The following is a 21996-nucleotide window of genomic DNA, read 5'->3' as shown; positions in this document are numbered from 1 at the left end:
AATATCTATGAATGACTGTGTTACTTCAATGAAGTGGCTGTTTTGAATTTTTTATAATATCCCTTTGCATCGCGCAGCGATGTATACGAAGCTCCACGTTTAACATTCTCCTGTGCAATCAGGAAAATGTTTTTCCAGTGATTGAACAAAACGCGAATAGCCTTCGGCAACGGATAGCCCGGATGGTAAATGTGCGCTGGTTCTGCACCACATCCGTTCAACTCCAACACCTGGATGTTACCAGCATATAAATCCTCTATACTGGCACAGCGCAAATCAAATCTGCCAAAATAAAAACCATCGATCTGCTGACTTACGCTATCAAACGTACGCGATAAGCTGTCATTGATCAAATGCGTTGCATCCAAAAACTTTGTACCCAGACAGTGATTTCCGATCGATACCAATTCGATTGATTTTCCATGAGGTATAATTTCTTTCAAGCGATCTTTAAAAACTAAACTTAGTTTTTCCCACTGAAGTTTTGCCCGGTCCTTTTTCAAAATCAATTGCTGCAGTGTAGATATACCATCACCTGTAACCGAAAGCATTTCTTTCATTACAACGGATGTCACGTTACCCTCTCGCTCGTAGGGAAATCGAACATAAAATACACCAAACTCGAATGGCAAGTCTACCAGTTCTTGGATAACAAAATCGAACTTGATCTGCTCCAGGTAATTGCCAATATCCTGTTCACTGTCGATACGCTTCACCATAAAGCCGCGCTCGCCTATATCGGGTTTAAAAATTACCGGCAACGTAAATCCATGATGCGATAACATATCTACAACCTCCTGTTTTGTAGTAGGCCGCTTTACCAATATGGTTTTTGGAGTATACTGCTCCGGAATTTTTTTGAGCACTTCATATTTCGATTCACCAAACATACCTCCCATTACTATACCCGGATTTGATGCCGAGAAAAAAATAAATGAACGGGCACGCAGCGACAGCCACGCATAGTATATAAACAGCGGGAATTGCACTATACCAAAAGGCCAGTACTCCCAACTGGTAAGTTTAATAAAAAAATTACTGCGAGTAATCCGCTCCCACAAAGTCATGATGCCACGAAAATAGATAATCAATGTGTAACAGAAGCCATTTCCTTATAGCGGATGGTGGAAGCCGCTACACCAAAATCTTTTGGCAGATTTATATACGGCGCTACTTCACGAACACCAATCTTCATAATCGCCATGTGATGCACGGCATGTTCGATGTTATATACCAGCTCGCGCGTTGCTGTAGTACGAATAGTAGTAAACTCCTCCTTCGACAGATCATAACCGACTTCAAGATTCAGATCTTTCTCCTGCAGCGCTACAATAAAATCATGGATACGATTGATCGATGAAAGCGCTGTATATTTATCTGTCTCTATAAGTTTATCGTGAGCGCGTTTATCGTAGTTAATTACACCTTGCTGATAACCATTCTCAAAGCAGATAAAAAATTCCAATGTATGACGAATGTGTTGCCCGATCGTTGATTGACTCAGGTTATCGGATGGTTTTATGAAATCTTGTTCGTGAATTTGGACTGTAAGTTCCGCCAACTGCGACAATATAGACGTACAGGCACGGTGGATATGCATGGGGGTGGATTCTTTAAGTAAGTTAAATATTCAATTTACAAAATCTTTAAAAGATTGTACTTCTATTTTACTTGCTGGAGACATTCTTCCAATTCCGGTCACCTGCCTGTTTAAGTTTCGCTTCATTTTTGTTCCAGCTTTCCAGTGTGTTGTTACCCCAGAAGTTGTAATAGAGGTAAAGTTTTCCATCAATAATCTTGAACGTCTCCGGGTCTACCTTCACTTTCTCACCGCTCTCGCCCATAGCATACGCGCACCAGCCGCCATACGCAGGTTCATATTTATCGGGATTACTTTTGAATTTGGTAAGGTTATTTTGACTACTGAACAAGTAGGTTATGCCTTTGTATATTGTACGGATCGATTCACTTCCTTCCTGAGGTTTGTTATCGAAATAGCTTACAGGATCATACCCATCCAATGCAATATTCTTTTTTACATTGAAATGTTTTACACGCAATGCATCGTTCTGCGCAAAGAGTTGCGTAACACTGATCAGTAAAAGAAATATCAAACCATTTTTCATATTCATAATGTTCATCAATCTATACCAGTTGAAACGTAAAAGTGGCTTTTATGGCTAGCTGAAATTGTCGCGGAGATTACAAACTACATTAATCTTTCACAACCTGTTTCACCTGTTCCCACACCAAGTCAGGCTCAAAGCCTTTTTGAATGGCGTAGCGTGCAAGCTTATCACGCTTCACAAAAGCGTTTTGCTCGTCAGCTAACCGGGTTGCCTTCTTTTCAAGTATGTCTTTCAACGTGTTGAGGTAATCATCATCATCGATCTCTTTTAAACCGATACGAATGCAGTTTTTCGTAAGCCCTTTTTCTTCGAGCTCATTTACAATTTTCACCTTTCCCCAATGCTGCATCCGGAATTTTCCTCCGGCAAATGATTTGGCAAACCGTTCTTCGTTCAAAAAACCCTCTGTAATGAGGGCAGAAAGTATATCTTCCACTTCATCCTTATACAAGCCGTATTCATAGAGCTTGTTGCGCACCTCTTTGTGCGCACGTTCCTGGTATGCACAGTAGCGGTATATCTTCTGTTTTGCTTCAGCAGGCGATAATCGTTTACCGGATTGCACCATAGACTAATTTAAGTACAGCTATATATAAAAAAATCCGGTCTGAAATATTCAGACCGGCATGATATATCATCTTTGAAGCACTGGAAACGAAGATGAAGAAGTAATTTACTTCACCAGTCCCTTCGTCTTTAGAATGCTTGCAACAAATTTGCGCTCGTTATCGGTGTTAAAGATTTTGAACGGCCAGTAAAGGATCTGCGCCTTGTTGATGTATAACACAAAGAAATCTTTGCCGATCTCTGCTGTCTTTATCTGATCCCACTTCAGCGGCATTCCTTCCCGCGGGTTAAGCTTCATCAATATCTGCTGGCTGCTGATATCGTATGAATATTTTTCAAACAATGCTTTGCCCTGATCGAGCTGTGTAACGCCATAAAATTGTACCCACCAGAACAGCAGGTATAAACCGAGACCCAGTATAGCACCAATGAACCACCAGATGCTTTGCAAGCCGGGTATAGCATACCCCAGGCAGATAACAAAAGCTGCCAGACCGGCTATCCATCCTTGTCTCTTCAACACGTTCTTTAACGCTATGTTGATGTAGATTTTCTTTTCGAGTTTGTAGTTTTTTGTTTTAACGATCATAATGCTAGTTCACTATTTCATAGCATGTGAGAAATATATACCTCGCACATGCCCGTATTTTCCATTTTTTAAAAACCCGCGGCTTTCATGCTCAGGTCAAGGCTTTTTATTGAATGTGTTAATGCGCCCACCGAAATAAAATCAACACCACATTCTGCCACCATCCTGATATTTTCTTCGGTTATACCACCGCTCGCCTCCGTCTGGTATTTATCACCAATCAGTGCTACTGCTGTTTTCATATCCTCCAGGCTCATATTGTCGAGCATGATAACGTCAACACCGCCAATCCGCAGCACCTCTTTTACTTCGATCAGATTTCTGGTCTCAATCTCAATCCTTAGGTTTCGGTTGGTGGCGCGAAGATAATCTTTTGTTCGAATGATTGCCTGCTCAAGTCCTCCCGCCATATCAATATGATTGTCTTTTAACATAATCATGTCGTACAGGCCGATTCTATGATTCTTGCCTCCACCGATAATAACCGCCCATTTTTCAGGCAGGCGGAAATTGGGAGTTGTTTTACGCGTATCTAGCAAACAGGCTTTTGTTCCGCTAATAAGATTGGATAAATAACGCGTTTTGGTTGCAATGGCACTCATTCGCTGCATGCAGTTAAGCACCAGGCGCTCGGCCAGCAAAATAGAGCGCGAAAGTCCGGAAACAACAAAAGCAACATCACCTTTTTTTACAATGCCACCGTCCCGGATAAGAACCTCTACGCGCAACGTTGGATCCACCTCATTGAAAATAGCCAAAGCCAGTTCCACACCTGCCAACACACCATCTTCTTTCACCAACAGCCGCGCCTGGCTCGTGGCATCGGCAGATATGCTGGCCAATGAAGAATGGTCGCCATCACCTGCATCCTCTTTCAAAGCTGCAGAAATGAATGACTTTAAAAATTCTTCAGTGATGTAATACGGTTTCACCGTGCAAAAATAGGCGAAGGGATGGATTTACTCCTTCACAAAAGAAATTTCATGAATAAGCTGCTGATTGCCCACGGTTTTGATCTTCATAAACACACGGTGTGTTTCATTACCGCTTTTATACTGACCTATGGCAAAGGGCTGACCGCCTTTGGATGAACCCTGGTGAATAATATTGAACTCGCTGGCCGGATGCTGTTTGAAAAAATCGCGGAATATAAACTCAGCCTGAGCCTTACTGTAAGATTCCACATGATCATCGATGGTTACATCGACTGTCTGATTGAGGTATTTTGAAAGCTCTTTTGCACTACCAGCTTTAATAGTCTCCTTTACCTGGTTGATTACGTCATTATTCTGCGCCAATAAAGGCACAGCACGAAAACTAATGAGCACAAAAACTACTAACGAAATATATTTGTTCACCTTCATGGCAACTATAGTGTGCGGCCAAAATTGTGCCACGCTTTGCAAGATAATGAAATTATGAACAGTGGGGGTGGTTTTCAATCGTTTACCCTAATCGAAGGCAAAAAAGCCTTCAATTTTACAATCCGCCATCCTGTAAATCATCCTTATATTTGCGCGCATTTATTTTTAAGTCCGGAAAACCAAACATCCAATCTCCATGAATAAAAAAGTATTGCTGATGATCCTAGACGGCTGGGGCATTGCCACAAACAAAGCCGTATCAGCGATTGACAAAGCTAAAACTCCCTTCATCAATTCTTTATACGGAAAGTATGCCCACAGTAAATTAGAAGCATCAGGCTTGGCAGTAGGCTTGCCGGCCGGCCAGATGGGTAACTCCGAAGTAGGGCACATGAACATTGGTGCCGGCCGTGTTGTATACCAGGATCTGGTTCGTGTAAATAAAGCGATTGAAGAAAAAGAGCTCGATAGCAATCCGGTATTGCTCGATGCCTTTGCTTACGCAAAAACCAACAATAAAAATGTACACTATATCGGGCTGGTTTCCGATGGTGGTGTACACTCACACATTGAACACCTGAAAGGACTGATCACGATTGCCAGGAATAATGATGTTCAGAATTTATTTGTTCACGCTTTCACAGATGGTCGCGATACCGATCCGAAAGGCGGTTTGCAATATGTGAAGGAAGTGGTGGATCACATGAGCAAGACCACTGGTAAACTGGCGAGCATCGTGGGCCGCTACTATGCGATGGACCGCGACAAACGCTGGGAACGTGTTAAGCTGGCGTACGACCTGTTGGTAAAAGGTGTTGGCGAAAAATCTACAGATGCGCTCAAGTCTATTCAGCAATCATACGATGCGAATGTGACAGACGAGTTTATCAAGCCGATTGTGATGGTTGATGCACAACAGAACCCTGTAGGTACAATACACGAAGGCGATGTAGTACTTTGCTTTAATTTCCGGACTGATCGTGGCCGACAGATAACCCAGGCGTTGACACAGCAGGATTTTCCGGAGCAGGGAATGAAAGCGCTGTCGTTATACTATATCACGCTTACAAACTACGATGACTCTTTCAAAAATGTGAAAGTAATTTTCGATAAAGACAATCTTGAAAAAACGTTGGGTGAAGTTGTTTCGGCAGCTGGTAAAAAACAAATACGCATTGCCGAGACTGAAAAGTATCCGCACGTAACGTTCTTCTTCTCCGGAGGGCGCGAGGAGGCCTTCCCGGGCGAATCGAGAATACTTTGTCCTTCGCCAAAAGTAGCCACCTATGATCTCGCTCCTGAGATGAGCGCCAATGACATCAAAGACAAGATCATTCCGGAACTGAATAAAAAAGAGCCTGACTTCATCTGTCTGAACTTTGCCAACCCCGATATGGTGGGCCACACGGGGGTATTTGAAGCTGCTGTAAAGGCATGTGAAACGGTAGACTCCTGTGCACAGCAGGTTGCTGAAGCTGCTTTAAAAAATGGTTACGCCACCATCATTATTGCAGATCATGGTAATGCGGATATGATGATTAACGAAGACGGCACTCCGAACACGGCTCATACTACGAACCTCGTTCCGTGCATACTGGTTGATGACAGTTATACAGGTAAATTGAAGAATGGTAAACTGGGCGATCTGGCCCCTACTATTCTTACGCTGATGGGCATACCCGTGCCATCGCAAATGACCGGCAATGTATTATTGGAAAAATAGTTTGAAGAACGTTTGTATTCATCCCTACCTCTTTGCTGTAGCATTGACGTTGCTTGGCACGTTGAGTGGCTGCGAGCAAAGAGGTGGTAAACATTACCAGGGCTACTATCCGGTAGATAGCATCATTACAGCACAGATTCATTTTCTTGCGTCAACGCATGCATCGGCGGTGAAGGTGGCGAAGTTTGGTGGGAAAGAAGAAACCAGCACCATTAAACCTGCAGACAGCATTGGATGGATTAACGAATTCGATATTTTTCGTGAGTTAAAAACACTGAACAAGCCTATCAATCAAGGGGCGTATCGCGTTGAAAATGATCTGCCCGATAACAGGAGTAACCTGAAGATAAAATCGATCGCCACCCAACAATCTCTACCCGTGCGATCTATGAAAATCTATTATTATGATAAGCCTCAGAAAGTAAAGCGCATTGAAGCACAATTCAATGAAGTGAACTCGCTTTATAGCAGCGAGCGCTTTCTGGTAATGGAATTTCAGGATGTAGACAATAAAACAGTCCTCTCATCCTACTCTATTGATGGAGGACAAAAAATGTTTCTGGGAGATACGGTAACCTATTCCATTAAAGGTACTGTAGTCTTTCAATAACTCGTGTATAAAGTCTGAACTGACTCTTAAGTATAGAAGTATGGCAAAGCGTAGCAGCGGCGAACCGCTAAGGGAAGAAGAGAAGAGACGCATCAACAAAACCAGTCTGCAACAACTGGCTGGTGTCTTCAAATTCATGGTGCCTTATAAAGGCATATTTATACTGGGTCTTGTAGCCCTTGTGTTTTCAAGCGTTACGCTGATGGCGTTTCCCCGTCTCTCAGGAGAGCTGCTTGACATCGCCTCCGGCAAGCCGAAATATTTCAGCACCATTAACCAGGCTGCTCTGGCATTGCTGGGTATTCTTTTCGTGCAGGGTATATTTTCTTTTATCCGCGTATATACTTTTTCGATTGTAACGGAGCGCGGCATGGCCGATGTACGCAAGTCGATCTACCAGAAGATTATCTGGATGCCATTATCGTTCTTTGATAATCGCAGGGTCGGTGAGCTCATGAGTCGCATGATTGCCGATATAGAAACGCTGCAAGGCACTTTCAGTTTTACGCTTGCCGAGTTACTCCGCCAGATTATCACACTCATCACCGGAACCGTTATTATTTTTTACCTCGCTCCCACGCTCACCGCATTTATGTTATTAACCTTCCCGGTGTTGGTGTTATCAGCACTTGTCTTCGGGAAATTCATTCGTAAGCTTTCTAAAACAACACAAGATACCCTGGCATCTGCCAACGTTATTGTTGAAGAATCTTTTCAGTCCGTATCCGTAGTAAAAGCATTTACCAATGAGTCGTTCGAGATTAATCGGTATAGCACTGCTATCAATACGGTTGTGAATACAGCACTGCGCGGAGCGCGATACAGAGGTCTGTTCATTTCATTCATCGTGTTTGTGCTCTTTGGCGGCATCGTGGCGGTGGGATGGAAGGGCGCCAGCCTTGTGCAGGCACAAGCGATCACCACCGGAGAATTATTTTCTTTTATACTTTATACTTCGTTCATCGGATTTTCGATAGCAGGTTTAGGTGATATCTATACCCAGCTGCAACGATCTATTGGCGCCTCGGAACGCGTGCTGGATATACTCCATGAGAAAGATGAGAATATAAATGAACCCGTTGTACCGGTTAAGCTTCACGGCGATATTTTATTCGAACATGTTTCGTTCGCCTACCCTACCCGTAATGACTTTACCGTGTTGAAGGATCTTAACTTTCACATCGCACCGGGAGAAAAGGTAGCGCTGGTAGGCCAGAGTGGTTCAGGCAAATCTACTATCATCAACCTTCTGATGCGATTCTATGGAGCCAAGCAAGGCAGTATTCAGGTAGATGGAAAAGATATTCATGATTTCAATCTTACCGCCTATCGTCAAAATATAGGCATTGTGCCGCAGGAAGTGATTCTCTTTGGTGGCACCATTCTGGAGAACATTGCCTATGGCAAACCGGGCGCAACACTGGAAGAAATCCATGCAGCGGCACGCAAGGCCAATGCTTATGAATTTATAGAAAGCTTTCCTGACAAATTCGGAACAATTGTAGGTGAACGGGGCGTAAAGCTTTCCGGAGGCCAGCGGCAACGCATCGCTATTGCGCGTGCTATCCTGAAGGACCCTGCTATTCTTATTTTAGACGAAGCAACGAGCTCGCTGGACGCACACTCTGAAGTGCTGGTACAGCAGGCGCTTGAGAAACTAATGGAAGGCCGAACTACCATCATCATTGCGCACCGTTTGAGCACGATTAAGAAGGTAGATCGCATCTTTGTAATCAAAGAAGGCATGCTGGCCGAAACAGGCTCGCACGCTGAACTAACGCGGCTCGATAACGGTATTTATAGTAACTTGCTGAAGCTACAACTGCAATAAGTTATGAACGCGCCGTCTGATCGTTTGCTCAAAACATTTCGCTTGCGCTCTACGCCAAGCCGGCAGGAAATATTGCACCTCTTTTTGAATAAGGATTACGCGCTCTCGCATGGCGACATTGAAAAAGAGATCAACAACGAGCTGGATCGCGTAACGGTTTACCGCACCCTTAAAACTTTTCTCGACAAAGGACTTATCCATAAAGTACTGGATGACGAAGGAAGTCTGAAGTATGCACTTTGTAATGACACCTGCACCAACGCCGGCCACCACCACGACCACGTGCATTTTAAGTGTACGCGTTGCGGTCAAACCAACTGTCTGGAAATAGAAGTGCCTCCGGTAAAATTACCCAAAGGTTATCGGGCCAGCGAAGTTAACCTCCTTATACAAGGTATCTGCGAACGCTGTTCGCGGTAGTGTTTCAACTCTTTGTTCTTTTTATCAATTGGTCGCACAGAAATCGAATCCGGAGTTTTCGAGATTGAAATATATTTGTAGTTTTGGCATTCACATATTGCCAAGGATGTGATTTTTTAATGTTTACAGGCTTTTAATCATAAACCAGAAGACTCCTCTTGTCATCATTGATGAACATACTCCTCTTCTCCCTATTCAGAAACCAAAGCAGCCGGGAGACTATTCTTTTTGGCGTTTTTGCTATTATAATTATCCTCTTCCTGGTTCTTGATCTCGGCATCTTTCACAAGCAGGCCCGCAAAATCTCTACAAAGTCTGCCTTGTATCAGTCTATCTTCTGGGTTATAATCTCTACGCTGTTTGGCTTTTTCATTTACAAGTACGATAACAGTGGAGCTGAAGGGGCTGTTGAGTATTTTTCAGCTTACCTGACTGAGTATGCATTGTCGGTAGATAACATCTTTGTAATTCTTTTAATCCTGAAATATTTCAGGGTAAAAGAAGAATACTATCACAAAACACTTTTCTGGGGCATTCTGGGCGCCATTGTATTCCGCGGCATATTCATTTTCGTGGGAGCCTATCTGATTCATCAATTCCATTGGATCTTGTACATGTTCGGAGTGTTCCTGATCTACTCGGGTATCCGCATTTACTTTGAAGATGGCGATGAGAAAATTGAGCCGGATAAAAATCCGATCATGAAATTCTGTCGCAGGTATCTGCCAATCTCCAAAGATGATCATGGCGGCATGTTTATCGTGAAGGAAGCCGGCAGAGTTGTGTTCACACCGCTCTTCCTGGTTATAATATTGATCGAAACCACTGACTTGATCTTTGCTGTAGATTCTATTCCCGCTGCATTTGCTATTACTCAGAATGAGTTTCTGATCTATACTTCCAACATTTTTGCTGTAATGGGTCTTCGTGCCATGTTCTTCCTGCTGGCCGGTATCATCGATAAATTCTATCTGTTGCAGAAAGGTCTTTCAATCATCCTGTTCTTCATTGGAGCCAAGATGTTGTTGGAGATCTTCGATATCGATGTGAACGTATATCTTTCTTTTGCTGTGATCATTGCCACGCTTACGTTATCGATCATCTTCTCAGTTATTGTTCCACGCAAAGGTGAGGCAGAAGAAGCTGAAGAGGAATCGAAGGGCTAATACGAACCTCAGGAAGCATCTGTATTCACACCTTCAGCAAATAAATTTCTCGGAAGGATTTTCAGCAGAATCGGAAGTGTAAGAAATTTTTGCGGCAGCGCTATAATTACAAAAGTCGGAAGCGTTTTTAACATTTGAATCAATTCCTGGCGCATCTTCTCTTTCTCATCTAATGTGAGCTCATTGGAACGTGCTTTACGAAGCAGGTTCATAACATCTTCATGCTCGTGAATTTCCTTTACCAGACGACCTTTATTCCGCTCGGCAATCTTGGCTATGCGCTTTATAAACTGTTCGCTTACCTCATGATAGTCCTGCTTGTTTTGCAGGTGTTCAAGCTGCGACCAATGCTCCAAAACAAAACCTTCAATAGCAATCATACTGTTTTCAAGATCCTCCTCCGAAAAATTGAGGTAATGACAGAAGCTCTTCAGGTAGTCGAGCTCCGACTGTTCGACTTTCTTATCGGCCCACAACGTGAGGATGGCTACTTCAAGAAAGAACTTCTTCAATATCCATGAGTTCTCCGAAGGCAGGTTAATATCTTCTACGGCAATGCCATCTTCAAATATCTGTATTGCTTGCCGTTTGCGTTCGTGCGACAGATCGGTGCTTTGTAAAAAGTATTCGAGCAGTTTTTTTTCTTCGTAAGCAATCTCCTTATTGGCGTGTGCTGCCGAGGCAATCACTTTTACAACGGAGAAACGCAGCTCTTCTCTTTCGTATCGAAAGAAATCTGCTACCACTTTATCGGCATTGGTATGAATCCACTGGCCGAAAATGAATACATCGAGAAAGAGCAGCGTATTATGAAAGAACGATGCCCAGAAATTACCTTCAAACGCATTGGTGTGTTCAATACGCTTATCCAGTATACGCTCTGCAAGTTCCATCACAGTCTTCTTACGACCAAACAATGTCTTGGTGGGAATAGACAGTTCAGGGAAAATGTTATTGTAAAAATTGCTGATACTTTCCAGGGTTTTAAGAAATATACCGGAGAGTTCTTCGGGAGTTTTTATAGGCTTCTCCTGAAAAAGAAGTGAGCTGCTCAACAGGCTTTCCGCGAGCAGTATCTTCATGCGATCTCGCTCGTTCCAATGCTCACTTTCGGGTATGTTTATGTCTCCCACCACCTGGCCATACATTAAGCCGGTGGGTTGAATGACTCTGTAAAGCGAATACTCCGGATGCGAGGCCTTTCGCTTCGTTTCCGTGGTGAGGTCCTTGAGTAATTCTTTTCGAAATTCAAGGTACTCTTTAAGCCAGCCTTTTTCGCGGGGTTTCATTTCCGGGTATAACTCTGCAAACTTAAGTTACGGAAAAAATAACTCAATTGGAACAGTAATGTCACAAAGCGCTTTTCCAGCCATTCGTTTCGATGGTTTTAGCGGCTGATTCTACTTTGGTCTGCAGTGATTTTTTAAATGCGTCTAACCGATCACCCAGATCTTTATCTGAAGCGCCAATTATCTGCGCTGCAAGAATACCGGCATTCCTTGCACCGTCTAACGCAACGGTGGCTACGGGCACACCCGCAGGCATTTGTAGGATAGAGAGCACAGAATCCCAGCCGTCAATCGAGTTAGATGATTTTACCGGAACTCCAATTACTGGCAGCGATGTAAGCGATGCTACCATACCTGGTAAATGCGCAGCACCGCCAGCACCGGCTATAATTACTTTTAATCCACGTTTACGTGCCTCCGTACCGTACTCCACCATGCGCAAAGGCGTACGGTGAGCCGATACTACAGTAAGTTCGTACGGAACAGCAAGTTCATCCAACACTTCGGCCGCCTCTTTCATGATCCTTAGATCTGACTGACTGCCCATAATTATACCAACCACAGGTTTACTCATATCAGGCAATAACTTTTAAAGTTTGCTTTACAAAGTTGGCTTTCTTTTTCAAACGCTCAACATCCTGATCAACAATTGTAACGTGGCCCATTTTCCGGAAAGGTTTGGTGAGTCGCTTGCCATAGAGGTGTACATGTACACCGGGGAGCTTCACTACCTCATCAAAGCCTTCATATTTAGCGAGGCCTTTATATCCATCTTCGCCCAAAAGATTTACCATAGCACTTGGCATCAGCAAGGCAGTATCGCCCAGCGGCCAGTTAAGTATAGCGCGCAGATGTTGTTCATACTGCGAAGTGATATTCGCTTCAATAGTCTGGTGGCCGCTGTTGTGAGGGCGTGGTGCTATCTCGTTTACCAGTACACGTCCGTCTTTTGTAACAAACATCTCTACGGCAAGCAAGCCAACCATGTTTAGCTCAGTAATTATTTTACGCGCAATACTGTCTGCTTCGTGCGCTATTTTTTCAGAGAGAGCAGCCGGAGCAAAAAGATATTCCACGAGGTTTTGCACAGGATGAAAAACCATTTCTACCACGGGGAATGTATTTATCTCTCCCGCTTCATTTCGCGCCACAATCACCGAAATCTCTTTATCAAAATCGATGAGTTTTTCTAACAGGCCTGGGGCATCAAAGGCTTTCGTCAGGTCGTCTGATGTGCGGAGCAACTGCACGCCGCGCCCGTCATATCCTTCTTTACCAAGTTTGTTTACGGCGGGTAGATAGTGTGCATGGCGGTGTACGTCTGCAGCATTCTCTACCAATATAAATTCTGCTGTAGGTATATTATGATCGCGATAGAACGCTTTCTGCACACGCTTATCCTGAATAAGTTCAATTACTTCCGGCTGCGGATATACTTTCTTGCCTTGCTTTACCAGCTCCTTTAAAGCGCTGGTATTTACATTTTCTATTTCAATGGTAATCACATCGCAGGCAGCGCCAAACTTCATCACGGTATCAAAATCGGTAAGCTTGCCATAATGAAACTCCGCGAGCGAAGCACACGGTGCATGCTCATCGGGATCAAGAATAGAAAAAGGTATATTGAAATCTATACCCGACTGCACGAGCATACGGCCGAGCTGGCCACCGCCCAGTATACCGAGCTTGAAATTTTGTTGAAACGAAAGACTCAAAGCTTAAATTTTTGACCAAGTTAAAACAGTAAAACCGATCTGTAAAATCGAAATGTACCAGCTACAAATTTCTGGAGTCCGGCAACTGAACATCCAATATCAGATCGCCCACCTCTATAATGTGCACGATGTCCATACCGCTTTCTACTTCTGCAAAAATGGTATACCGGCCATCCAGGTGTGGTGTTGGTGAATGTGTAATGAACCACTGCGTGCCTTCGGTATCTTTTCCGGCCGAGGCCATGCCTACACTTCCTGTTCTATAGCGAACGGGTGAAAACTCCGAGCGAATGGAGTAATCTTCGCTTCCCCCACCGTCACCACGGTTACAGCCCGCCTGAATCACAAAGTTAGGCACCACACGATGAAAGAATTTTTTATTGAAATAATGAGCCTTGGCAAGCGCTACAAAGTTTGCCACAGAGCCGGGAGCATCCTCCACCAATAGTCGCAACGTAATGTCACCTTTTGAGGTCTTGATAATAGCACGTTGATCTTTTGGAATAGATTTCACCAGCTTCCAATCGATCGGATGATTAAATTCATTTTTAACCGGTGCAGAAACTTTCCTTCCTTCCACATAAGCTATAGCAGCTTCAAGCGGTTGAAGTGCTTCGATGTCTTTAGGTAATGAAAGCTTTTTCTTCGCTTCATACAGGAAAGAAAAATCCTTGATCACACTTTTATATCCTAATGTAGAATCTGCTAAAGCAGCCGCTACTATACCTATAACGGCCGCATCTCCTGTTTGTATAGCCTGAACATATAGTTCTGAAAAATGTTTACGGAACGTAGGCTTAAAATCCTTGTGATGATTCATAGCAACCAAAGCCGATGCTGCTGCTGATTTCACCACAGGTGTATCGGCTTGTAACAATTGTTGATGTACGAAATCAGCCCCTCCGACCGATGATTGAAGGGCCGTGATGAATGCTGCCTTGGCATACGGATTGTCCGTGCTCTTCACTTTACTTTCAATCTCTGCTATTACTTCTTTTACAGGACTCACGCGCAAAATGGCTTTATATATATTTCCCTGTAACCGATGATTGGATATAGTTTTAACAAGCGATCTAAATTCCGATGCAGACTCAGGTGTAAGCACTTCATCAATAACTTCCGATGCTGTTACAGCTACGTTGATCTGCTTATCGTTCAACGCATATTTGAGCGTTTCTTTCGTTTTATTGAACGGGAATGACTGAAGTCCACGTACAGCATTAACACGAATGCGATAATCGGCATCGCTCTTTACAAGACGCTCTAAAGTTACTCGCGAAGAATCTGTTTTTATTTTTTTCAATGCCCATGCTGCAGCCATGCGCACATCGGAAGAAAGATCATAACGGGCAGCTTGTATAAGTATAGCTTCATACGCGTCAAAACCTTTGGTGCCTCTTGCAAAATAGTTTGCAGCAGCCAGTCGCGTAGGTTCTGTGTGGCCCTTTTGCAGAAGCTCCGAAGCTTGTTTGCTATAGGTACTATCGATTCTTCCTTTTAACGCCGCACGATAATAAGACCATGCAAGTCCCTCCCAGCCAAATGAATTCTCAGGCGTTACCTGCAACGACCACTTCGGTGTGGCCTTTCCATAAGCTTCCAGAATTTCTTTTACTACAACACTGTCCTTCTCGCGATCTATGGCCATCGTCAACGCAGCTGCACAAGCCGGTGTACCGGTTTGTCCTAACGCATAAGCAGCAGCTTGTCGTACAGCGGTGTTGGCATCGTTAAGCAATATATAGCCAAGTTCATCTGCGAAAGCAGTATCTTGTACCGATGCAAATGCGAGCACAGCTTCTCTTCTGTATAACGCGTTCTCACTTTTAAAATACTTATAAAGGCTATCAGCCTTTCTGCGATCCTGAAAATCGGCAATCTTTACCAATACGGTATCCGAGAATTTATTCAGTGGTTGTTCAGGCTTCGTACACGAAGTAACAAAAATTAAAAAGAGAGGAATCCCAACGCAAAGTGTTTTAATCATAGAATATATATACTAAAAAATAGGAGGTAAAGATCGGGCGTAATTCACCACAGTGTCAAATTCAAGTCCCGCTGTTTTAATAGAATATAGCAATAGTTTAATTTCTTTAACATGTACGCGGCCGTCGGCTTCCGACAATCGGTATAGTGTTCCAAAAACTTTAAGTTTCTCTTCGTTGCTGCAGGCACTGATCAACGCTATTCCCGTGTCGTATACTTCACGTTCGTTGCAATTTCTAAACCCCTCCTCAAATTCCCGGAATACATCATTCGAAATATGCTCTTTGTCTTTTATGATGCGCAGAGCCTCCAGTTCTTTTTCATCAGCAATGCCATCTGCATCAATCAATAGCTTGATGAGATACAGCAGCCCCAGTTGATAATTCCTGTTCATGGGAGAGTGTTGTTATCCCGAAGATAACAGAAATTATGAATACGGTTTCCGGGCATCGCCCTGTAACCGGCTATATTAAAATATCAGGAAAAAATCTGGTAGACAGCAAATGCTGAAACGTATGCCAGCACAGTCATATACACAAGTTGAAGAACGGGCCACTTCCATCCGTGAGTTTCGCGATATACTACAGCCAGTGTGCTCATGCATTGCATGGCAAAAGTGTAAAATACAAGCAGCGAAAATCCAACAGCAGGAGTAAATCGCGGTCCGCCGGTTTCCCGATTAACTTCTTCTTTCATGCGCGCTTTGATGGTGGCATCATCATCTCCATCCACACTACCAATGCTATAGATGGTAGCAATGGTACCTACAAATACCTCGCGCGCAGCAAACGATGTGATCAACGCAATGCCAATTTTCCAATCATATCCCAGCGGTTTAATGGCCGGCTCAATAGCTTTACCAACAATACCGGCATACGAGTGTTCCAGTTTATACGCAGCAATGCGATCAGCAAGACCTTGCTCCGTTAAATGCATATTTTTGGTTTGCTCCTGCACCACCTGCTCAGCCTTACTCATTGTATCGCCGGGACCATAGCTTGCCAATACCCAAAGTATAATGGCAATTGCCATAATCACTTTACCGGCTTCCAGTACAAATGCTTTTGTTTTTTCCAGGATGGTATAACCTACGTTTGACCATTTTGGTATACGATACGTTGGCAGCTCCATTATCAGATAACTGCGCTCCTTTACACGGATCAGGTATTTCATGATCCAGGCTGCACCAATGGCAGCAGCGAAGCCTAGTAAATATAGCCCCATCAATGCAAAGCCTTGCAGGTTAAAGAATCCCAGCGCTTTTTGGTCAGGAACGATCAATGCAATTAATATAGTGAAGATGGGTAAACGCGCCGAGCAACTCACCAGCGGCGTTACCATTATGGTAATGGTGCGCTCTTTCCAATTATCAATGGTGCGCGTAGCCATAATAGCCGGTATAGCACAGGCCACACCCGATATGAGTGGCACAACGCTTTTACCATTAAGTCCAAATTTACGCATCACTTTATCCATGAGAAAAACAACGCGGGCCATATAGCCCGATTCTTCCAGCACAGATATGAAGGCAAACAGTATAGCGATTTGAGGAACAAAAATAATGATACCACCCAGTCCGGGTATAACACCTTCTGCCAGTAAACGCGTTAACGGACCATCGGGTAAAGCAGAAGCTATATATTTACTTAAATCGGCAAACACACTATCTATAAAATCCATCGGTACCGTTGCCCATGCGAAGATGGCCTGGAAAATAAGAAAGAGAATACCGAAGAAGATCAGGTATCCCCACACTTTATGAGTCAGAATCCTATCAAGCTCGCTCGACTTTTTCTTCCACGATTGATCCACGGGAGCCTGCAATACAATCTCATTCAGAAGATCCTGAATAAAGCTATAGCGCTGAATGGTTTCGGCACCTTGAAATTTACCCGGAACGAATTTATGTGTGCTGCGAATGCTATCGACCGTGTTCTTTTTTTCTGTGCTCAGAAAATTGAGCGACTGAGGTTGTTCCAGAAACAGGTAGGCCTCATAGTCATTATCAACTTCCACCCGCTGCCGGAGTTCGCGTACAGGAGCCTGCGCATCTTCCCATATTGAAAAGATCCTGGTATTTGGTACAGGCAACGGCTTGGCCAGTTGCTTTTTTAATTCTTCTAACCCAACACCATTGCGCGCGTTGATTGGCACAACCGGCACACCTAGTTTTTTCGACAGTGCTTGCAGATCATAACTTATGCCCGCTTTTGCTACAAGGTCCATCATATTTAAAACAAGCATGGTGGGTAGACCAACATCGATGATCTGGGTAAGTAACAAAAGCCCGCGCTTGAGATTGGTAGCATCTGCTACGATCACAATTTTATCGGGCGTGTTGGAAGAATGATGATCGAGCAATACTTCCGAAACAATTTGCTCATCGAGGCTGCGCGGATATATACTATAGATGCCGGGAAAGTCTATGATTTCAACAACGCTTCCGTCATGCAGGGAACAGCTTCCAGATTTTTTTTCCACCGTAACTCCGGGAAAGTTTCCAATCTTCTGATTGAGTCCGGTAAGGTGATTAAAAAGCGATGATTTGCCCGAATTAGGGTTGCCTACTAATGCAATTTTGGGACGTCTGGAAGCGGCCATTATTTAATTCAAAATGGAAATGGTCGCAGCTTCATCCAAACGGAGTGAAAGCTCGTATCCGGAAACACTAATACACACCGGGTCGCCAAACGGAGCTGTGAAGTTAAACCGCACGGCAGCACCTGGTAGACATCCCATCTCCATGAGCTTCACGGAAAGATGATCATCCGTAAACCCCGCCACAATCCCCACTTCACCCGGCTTCATTTGGGATACATTTTTTAGCAGTGTCATTCCCGACTTATTTAGATTAAATTCAAACAAGACAAAGATATAGGTGGTTCCAGTCTTGAGCAAATGATTTATATTTAGAAAACAGATGTTATGATAAAGATCATATTTTCATAACCATGAGCAGAAAAAAGGGAGAATCTGAAAAAGCAAATGTACCGAAGCCTCAGCCTGAAAAACCGAAAGAGGCAGCTGCACCTGAATTTGAACAGGCAAAACCGCACGACTACGGTGGATTACCGCAACGCGATTTGAAAAAGAACTTGGGCTGTGGTTAACCTTACAGGGAAGTAAGGCTTATAAAAATTATTCGGATGCTTACCAAGATGACCATGATACCTACCAGGATCATCATTCGTTTAACTGGTAATCGGCTGGAAAAATAGGCAGCTATGGGTGCCGCAATGATTCCGCCCGATATAAGACCGGCAATTACCTGCCAGTGACTCAATCCAATCACGGCAAGAAAAGTAATAGAGCTGGCTAATGCCACAAAGAATTCTGTGAGGTTAACTGAACCGATGGTGTAACGTGGATGTCTGCCACCCGCGATAAGAGTTGATGAAACGATAGGGCCCCATCCTCCTCCTCCAATAGAGTCCATAAATCCACCAAAGGTCGCGAGACGAGGAATAGTCTTTGTCTTGATTTTTTTACTGCTGCCGTAAATCGCTTTGCGAACAATAACAACACCCAGGTACAAGGTATAAAGTGCTATGACTGGCTTTATATATTGATTGTATTCTTCCAGAGAAGACAGCACATAAGCACCTAAAGCGGCACCAATTACACCGGGCAGGAGCAGCGTCTTGAAAAGTTTTTTGTTAACATTCTGAAACCGCAGATGCATTAATCCAGAAACACCACTGGTGAATATCTCTGACGTGTGAATACTCGCACTGGCTGCTGCAGGTGGAACACCAAACGAAAGTAGGAATGTAGATGCGCTTACTCCGTATGCCATACCGAGAGCCCCATCGATCATCTGGGCAATAAACCCTGCCAGCATGAAAAGATAGAAATCTTCACTGAGGCTACTGATCCACGTTGCTGCAGATTCAAAGAAATTAAAGGAATAAAGAATAGTTGCGATGGCAACAACGAAGACAAGAACGATAAGCGTAAGGTAGATATATTTTCCATTGAAAGGCACCTTGCGTGGCACTTCCATCGTGGTTACTTTCTCAAATGGCTGCTGGCGTTCCATGGTTGTATCGTTCATCTCTATTCTCTATCGATCTAGTATACAAATATGAGGCATGGAAGCTTTAACTCCCAGTGTTACTGGAAAAAAGGCTGTAAAAAATTAATGAAAGCGCCGAAATGTCAGATATCAGATACTTTCGGCAACAAAAATCCGCTTTACACGCTCACTGGTGTTCGTTAAAATCTCGTATGGAATTGTCTTAATAGAGGATGCTATTTCCTGAATGGGTAACTGCGATCCAAATAAAATCACCTCATCACCTTCTGCTGCGTCTATGCCGGTTATGTCAATCATGGTCATATCCATACACACATTGCCAATCACTGGTGCCCGCTTTCCATTGATCAGTACTTGCCCAACGCCCCGGCTAAACGCGCGACTAAATCCATCGGCATAACCAATGGCAATGGTCGCCAGTGTGAGGTCGCCAGAAGCTACGCCTCTTCGTCCATAACCAACACTCTCGCCAGATTTTATATGCCTGATTTGGGAGATAATTGTCTTCAGCGTTGCCACAGGTTTTAATTCACGGAAACCCTCTGTTGTTGGATCTACTCCATACAATCCTATACCCAGACGCACCATATCCATTTGATAATCGGGCAACCGTAATATACCTGGTGTATTCAAAATATGATATAATGGTTTATATCCTAAAGCATCTGAAATGCGATCGGCCCATTGTTTGAATTTCCCTGCCTGATTTTTAGAGAAGGTATCGTGCTCGGTTTCATCTGCACCGGCAAGATGACTGAAAATAGAAGCTACGTGAAGATTTTTATGCTTTCTTAAAAGCTGAATCAGTTCGTCAAGATCACACTCTTCAAAACCCAGGCGATGCATCCCTGTATCCAGCTTGATATGAATACTAAGCGACTGGTCATTCAGATAACTGAGAAGAGCACGCAGAATTTTAAAACTATAAATTTCCGGCTCCAGCCGATGCAACTGCAGAGAATTAAAACTTTCTTCGGATGGGTTCATCACCATGATCGGCAATGCTATATTATTCTTTCGAAGATCCACACCTTCATCGGCGTAAGCTACGCCGAGGTAATCCACCTGATGGTACTGAAGTATATTGGCTATTTCGTTACTACCACTTCCGTAAGCAAAGGCTTTCACCATTACCATGATTTTGATGGAAGGCTTGAGCCGCGACCTAAAGAAATTAAGATTGTGCACCAACGCGCCCAGGTTAATCTCCATTACAGTGCCGTGAACTTTTCGTTGTAACCGGTTTACGATCTTTTCAAATTCAAAAGTTCTAGCGCCTTTTACCAGAATTATTTCATTGTGAAGCTCACTCGTATCGAAATCACGCAGAAAGGTCTCTGTAGATTCGTAAAATATAGATGTTGAAGAAAAGTACTTTCTATACTCACCCAGTACTCTCCCTATACCTATAAAATCATCGATGTGATTTTTAGTAATCAGTTCGGCAATGAGTTTCACCAGGTTTTCGTTTGGCAAACCGGATTCGAGTATATCCGAAAGAATCACCCGCTTACGTGTACGTTGATGTTGATGTGTAAGAAACTGCAGGCTAATCTCCAAACCGGCCAAGTCGTTATTATAAGTATCGTCAACCAGCTGGCAGTGATTGATACCTTCTTTCAACTCGAGGCGCATTTGCACCGTACGTAAACTGTTTATACCTTCCTGAATTGCCATCTGATTGTACCCAAGCCACAGCAGCGTTGCTATACAATGGAAGCAATTCTCTATGGAAGCGGGATCAGAAAAAGGCAATGTCAAAGAGAGCCGTTGACCTTGGTAAATAACTATATACCTGGACTGTACTGACTCAATAACTATATCTGCGGAAATGCTGTAGCCCCAGCTTAGCGATTTGTAGTTTGATAAAGAGATAGCATTATCAATAGCATCATGATCTTTACAATAAATAAGTGTATGGCTTGCTTTAAACAACCGCAACTTTTCTTGTATCTTTTGCTGCTGACTTGAAAAACCTTCGTCATGCGCGGACCCAATCATTGAAAATATACCAATGGTTGGCTTTATAACATTAGCCAGTTTCTCCATTTCTCCAGGGTGCGAAATACCTGCCTCGAATATACCGATGGTATGATGCGGCTGCATTTGCCACACTGAAAGAGGGACACCTACTTGCGAATTATAGCTTCCTGGATTTTTCACAACACTTCCGTTCCTGGAGAGCATCTGATACAACCATTCTTTAATAATTGTTTTACCATTGCTGCCAGTAATACCAATAACCGGTATATAGAATTGAGTGCGATGATACGCGGCCAGTCTTTGAAGTGCATCTACAGATGATGTAACCTGAATAATATTGGCCTCTTTTAGAGAAGCTATATTTTCTATTACCTGTTCAACCACAAACTGGTGTACTCCCTTTTGATATAGCTCTTGTATATACCGGTGTCCGTCATGACGCTCACCTGCTATAGCAAAGAATATAGCGCCAGACTCTCCCACAGCCTTTCGGCTATCAATTATAAGGGTGCGTATCTGCTTATCTGAAATATACTGCAGGTTCTTACCACCTGTTATCTTCTCTAATGATGAAAAATTGATCATGGC

The 21996-nt window shown here is 43.5% G+C and carries 22 protein-coding genes; 6 read left to right on the top strand and 16 right to left on the bottom strand.

Annotated elements, in window-relative coordinates; genetic code table 11:
* Nucleotides 1-20: 20 nt before the first annotated feature.
* The 7 genes from V7Q33_RS01535 to V7Q33_RS01505 all read right to left on the bottom strand — a co-directional run bounded on the left by V7Q33_RS01535 (nt 21) and on the right by V7Q33_RS01505 (nt 4682).
* On the bottom strand, nt 21-1091 hold the full coding sequence (locus V7Q33_RS01535) for a hypothetical protein (RefSeq protein WP_333818682.1): 1071 nt from the start codon (nt 1089-1091) through the stop codon (nt 21-23).
* Nucleotides 1088-1600 carry a hypothetical protein gene (locus tag V7Q33_RS01530; protein WP_331983667.1) on the bottom strand — a complete coding sequence of 171 codons (513 nt, stop codon included), beginning with the start codon at nt 1598-1600 and terminating at the stop codon, nt 1088-1090. The genes V7Q33_RS01535 and V7Q33_RS01530 overlap by 4 nt, the downstream gene beginning before the upstream one ends.
* Nucleotides 1601-1667: 67 nt before the next feature.
* Nucleotides 1668-2126 (bottom strand): YHS domain-containing (seleno)protein, encoded by a 459-nt coding sequence (locus tag V7Q33_RS01525; protein ID WP_333818680.1) that lies wholly within the window; start codon nt 2124-2126, stop codon nt 1668-1670.
* Nucleotides 2127-2214: 88 nt separating this feature from the next.
* Nucleotides 2215-2697, bottom strand: coding sequence for a regulatory protein RecX (locus tag V7Q33_RS01520; protein ID WP_333818679.1), 483 nt, complete (start codon nt 2695-2697; stop codon nt 2215-2217).
* Between the two features lie 105 nt (nt 2698-2802).
* The gene (locus V7Q33_RS01515) at nt 2803-3285 is read right to left on the bottom strand and encodes a hypothetical protein (RefSeq protein ID WP_331983673.1); all 483 of its coding nucleotides are present in this window, start codon (nt 3283-3285) and stop codon (nt 2803-2805) included.
* Nucleotides 3286-3353: 68 nt separating this feature from the next.
* Complete coding sequence (gene nadC, locus V7Q33_RS01510) at nt 3354-4217, bottom strand: carboxylating nicotinate-nucleotide diphosphorylase (RefSeq protein WP_333818678.1); 864 nt, start codon at nt 4215-4217, stop codon at nt 3354-3356.
* 27 nt (nt 4218-4244) lie between these two features.
* Nucleotides 4245-4682: a DUF4783 domain-containing protein gene (locus V7Q33_RS01505; RefSeq protein WP_331983677.1), complete on the bottom strand. Its 438-nt coding sequence runs from the start codon at nt 4680-4682 to the stop codon at nt 4245-4247.
* Nucleotides 4683-4845: 163 nt separating this feature from the next.
* Here V7Q33_RS01505 and gpmI point away from each other — a divergent pair, with 163 nt between their 5' ends.
* From gpmI to V7Q33_RS01480, 5 genes are all read left to right on the top strand, one after another.
* Nucleotides 4846-6372, top strand: a complete 1527-nt coding sequence (gene gpmI / locus V7Q33_RS01500) for a 2,3-bisphosphoglycerate-independent phosphoglycerate mutase (RefSeq protein ID WP_333818677.1) — start codon at nt 4846-4848, stop codon at nt 6370-6372.
* 1 nt (nt 6373) lies between these two features.
* Nucleotides 6374-6982: a hypothetical protein gene (locus V7Q33_RS01495; RefSeq protein WP_333818676.1), complete on the top strand. Its 609-nt coding sequence runs from the start codon at nt 6374-6376 to the stop codon at nt 6980-6982.
* Between the two features lie 40 nt (nt 6983-7022).
* Complete coding sequence (locus V7Q33_RS01490) at nt 7023-8813, top strand: ABC transporter ATP-binding protein (protein WP_333818675.1); 1791 nt, start codon at nt 7023-7025, stop codon at nt 8811-8813.
* A 3-nt stretch (nt 8814-8816) separates the two neighbouring features.
* Complete coding sequence (locus V7Q33_RS01485; protein WP_331983685.1) at nt 8817-9233, top strand: Fur family transcriptional regulator; 417 nt, start codon at nt 8817-8819, stop codon at nt 9231-9233.
* Between the two features lie 158 nt (nt 9234-9391).
* Entirely contained in the window at nt 9392-10399 is a 1008-nt protein-coding gene (locus V7Q33_RS01480) for a TerC family protein (RefSeq protein ID WP_331983687.1), read from the top strand.
* An 8-nt stretch (nt 10400-10407) separates the two neighbouring features.
* On the opposite strand, the gene V7Q33_RS01475 is transcribed toward V7Q33_RS01480, so the two are convergent.
* The 7 genes from V7Q33_RS01475 to V7Q33_RS01445 form a co-directional block, all read right to left on the bottom strand.
* Nucleotides 10408-11688, bottom strand: coding sequence for a hypothetical protein (locus V7Q33_RS01475; RefSeq protein WP_333818673.1), 1281 nt, complete (start codon nt 11686-11688; stop codon nt 10408-10410).
* A 61-nt stretch (nt 11689-11749) separates the two neighbouring features.
* Nucleotides 11750-12262 carry a 5-(carboxyamino)imidazole ribonucleotide mutase gene (gene purE / locus V7Q33_RS01470; RefSeq protein WP_331983691.1) on the bottom strand — a complete coding sequence of 171 codons (513 nt, stop codon included), beginning with the start codon at nt 12260-12262 and terminating at the stop codon, nt 11750-11752.
* A 1-nt stretch (nt 12263) separates the two neighbouring features.
* Nucleotides 12264-13403 (bottom strand): 5-(carboxyamino)imidazole ribonucleotide synthase, encoded by a 1140-nt coding sequence (locus V7Q33_RS01465; protein ID WP_333818672.1) that lies wholly within the window; start codon nt 13401-13403, stop codon nt 12264-12266.
* Nucleotides 13404-13464: 61 nt separating this feature from the next.
* Nucleotides 13465-15390, bottom strand: a complete 1926-nt coding sequence (locus tag V7Q33_RS01460; RefSeq protein WP_333818671.1) for a peptidylprolyl isomerase — start codon at nt 15388-15390, stop codon at nt 13465-13467.
* Nucleotides 15391-15402: 12 nt separating this feature from the next.
* On the bottom strand, nt 15403-15783 hold the full coding sequence (locus V7Q33_RS01455; RefSeq protein WP_331983697.1) for a tellurite resistance TerB family protein: 381 nt from the start codon (nt 15781-15783) through the stop codon (nt 15403-15405).
* An 83-nt stretch (nt 15784-15866) separates the two neighbouring features.
* Nucleotides 15867-17990: a ferrous iron transport protein B gene (feoB, locus tag V7Q33_RS01450; RefSeq protein ID WP_331983699.1), complete on the bottom strand. Its 2124-nt coding sequence runs from the start codon at nt 17988-17990 to the stop codon at nt 15867-15869.
* A 3-nt stretch (nt 17991-17993) separates the two neighbouring features.
* Nucleotides 17994-18224 (bottom strand): FeoA family protein, encoded by a 231-nt coding sequence (locus V7Q33_RS01445; protein ID WP_331983701.1) that lies wholly within the window; start codon nt 18222-18224, stop codon nt 17994-17996.
* A gap of 116 nt (nt 18225-18340) precedes the next feature.
* Between V7Q33_RS01445 and V7Q33_RS01440 the strand changes: the two genes are divergently transcribed.
* Nucleotides 18341-18499, top strand: a complete 159-nt coding sequence (locus tag V7Q33_RS01440; protein ID WP_331983703.1) for a hypothetical protein — start codon at nt 18341-18343, stop codon at nt 18497-18499.
* 2 nt (nt 18500-18501) lie between these two features.
* On the opposite strand, the gene V7Q33_RS01435 is transcribed toward V7Q33_RS01440, so the two are convergent.
* A complete protein-coding gene (locus V7Q33_RS01435) occupies nt 18502-19443 on the bottom strand; it encodes a sulfite exporter TauE/SafE family protein (RefSeq protein WP_333818670.1) in 942 nt (313 codons plus the stop codon).
* A 111-nt stretch (nt 19444-19554) separates the two neighbouring features.
* Nucleotides 19555-21993: a bifunctional UDP-N-acetylmuramoyl-tripeptide:D-alanyl-D-alanine ligase/alanine racemase gene (locus V7Q33_RS01430; RefSeq protein WP_333818669.1), complete on the bottom strand. Its 2439-nt coding sequence runs from the start codon at nt 21991-21993 to the stop codon at nt 19555-19557.
* Nucleotides 21994-21996: the final 3 nt, after the last annotated feature.

Origin of the sequence: Ohtaekwangia sp. (assembly GCF_036786105.1) — a bacterium.
Classification (GTDB): Bacteria; Bacteroidota; Bacteroidia; order Cytophagales; family Cyclobacteriaceae; genus Ohtaekwangia.
The sequence above is the reverse complement of the archived record's forward strand: the minus strand, read 5'-3'. Positions and strand labels throughout refer to the sequence as shown.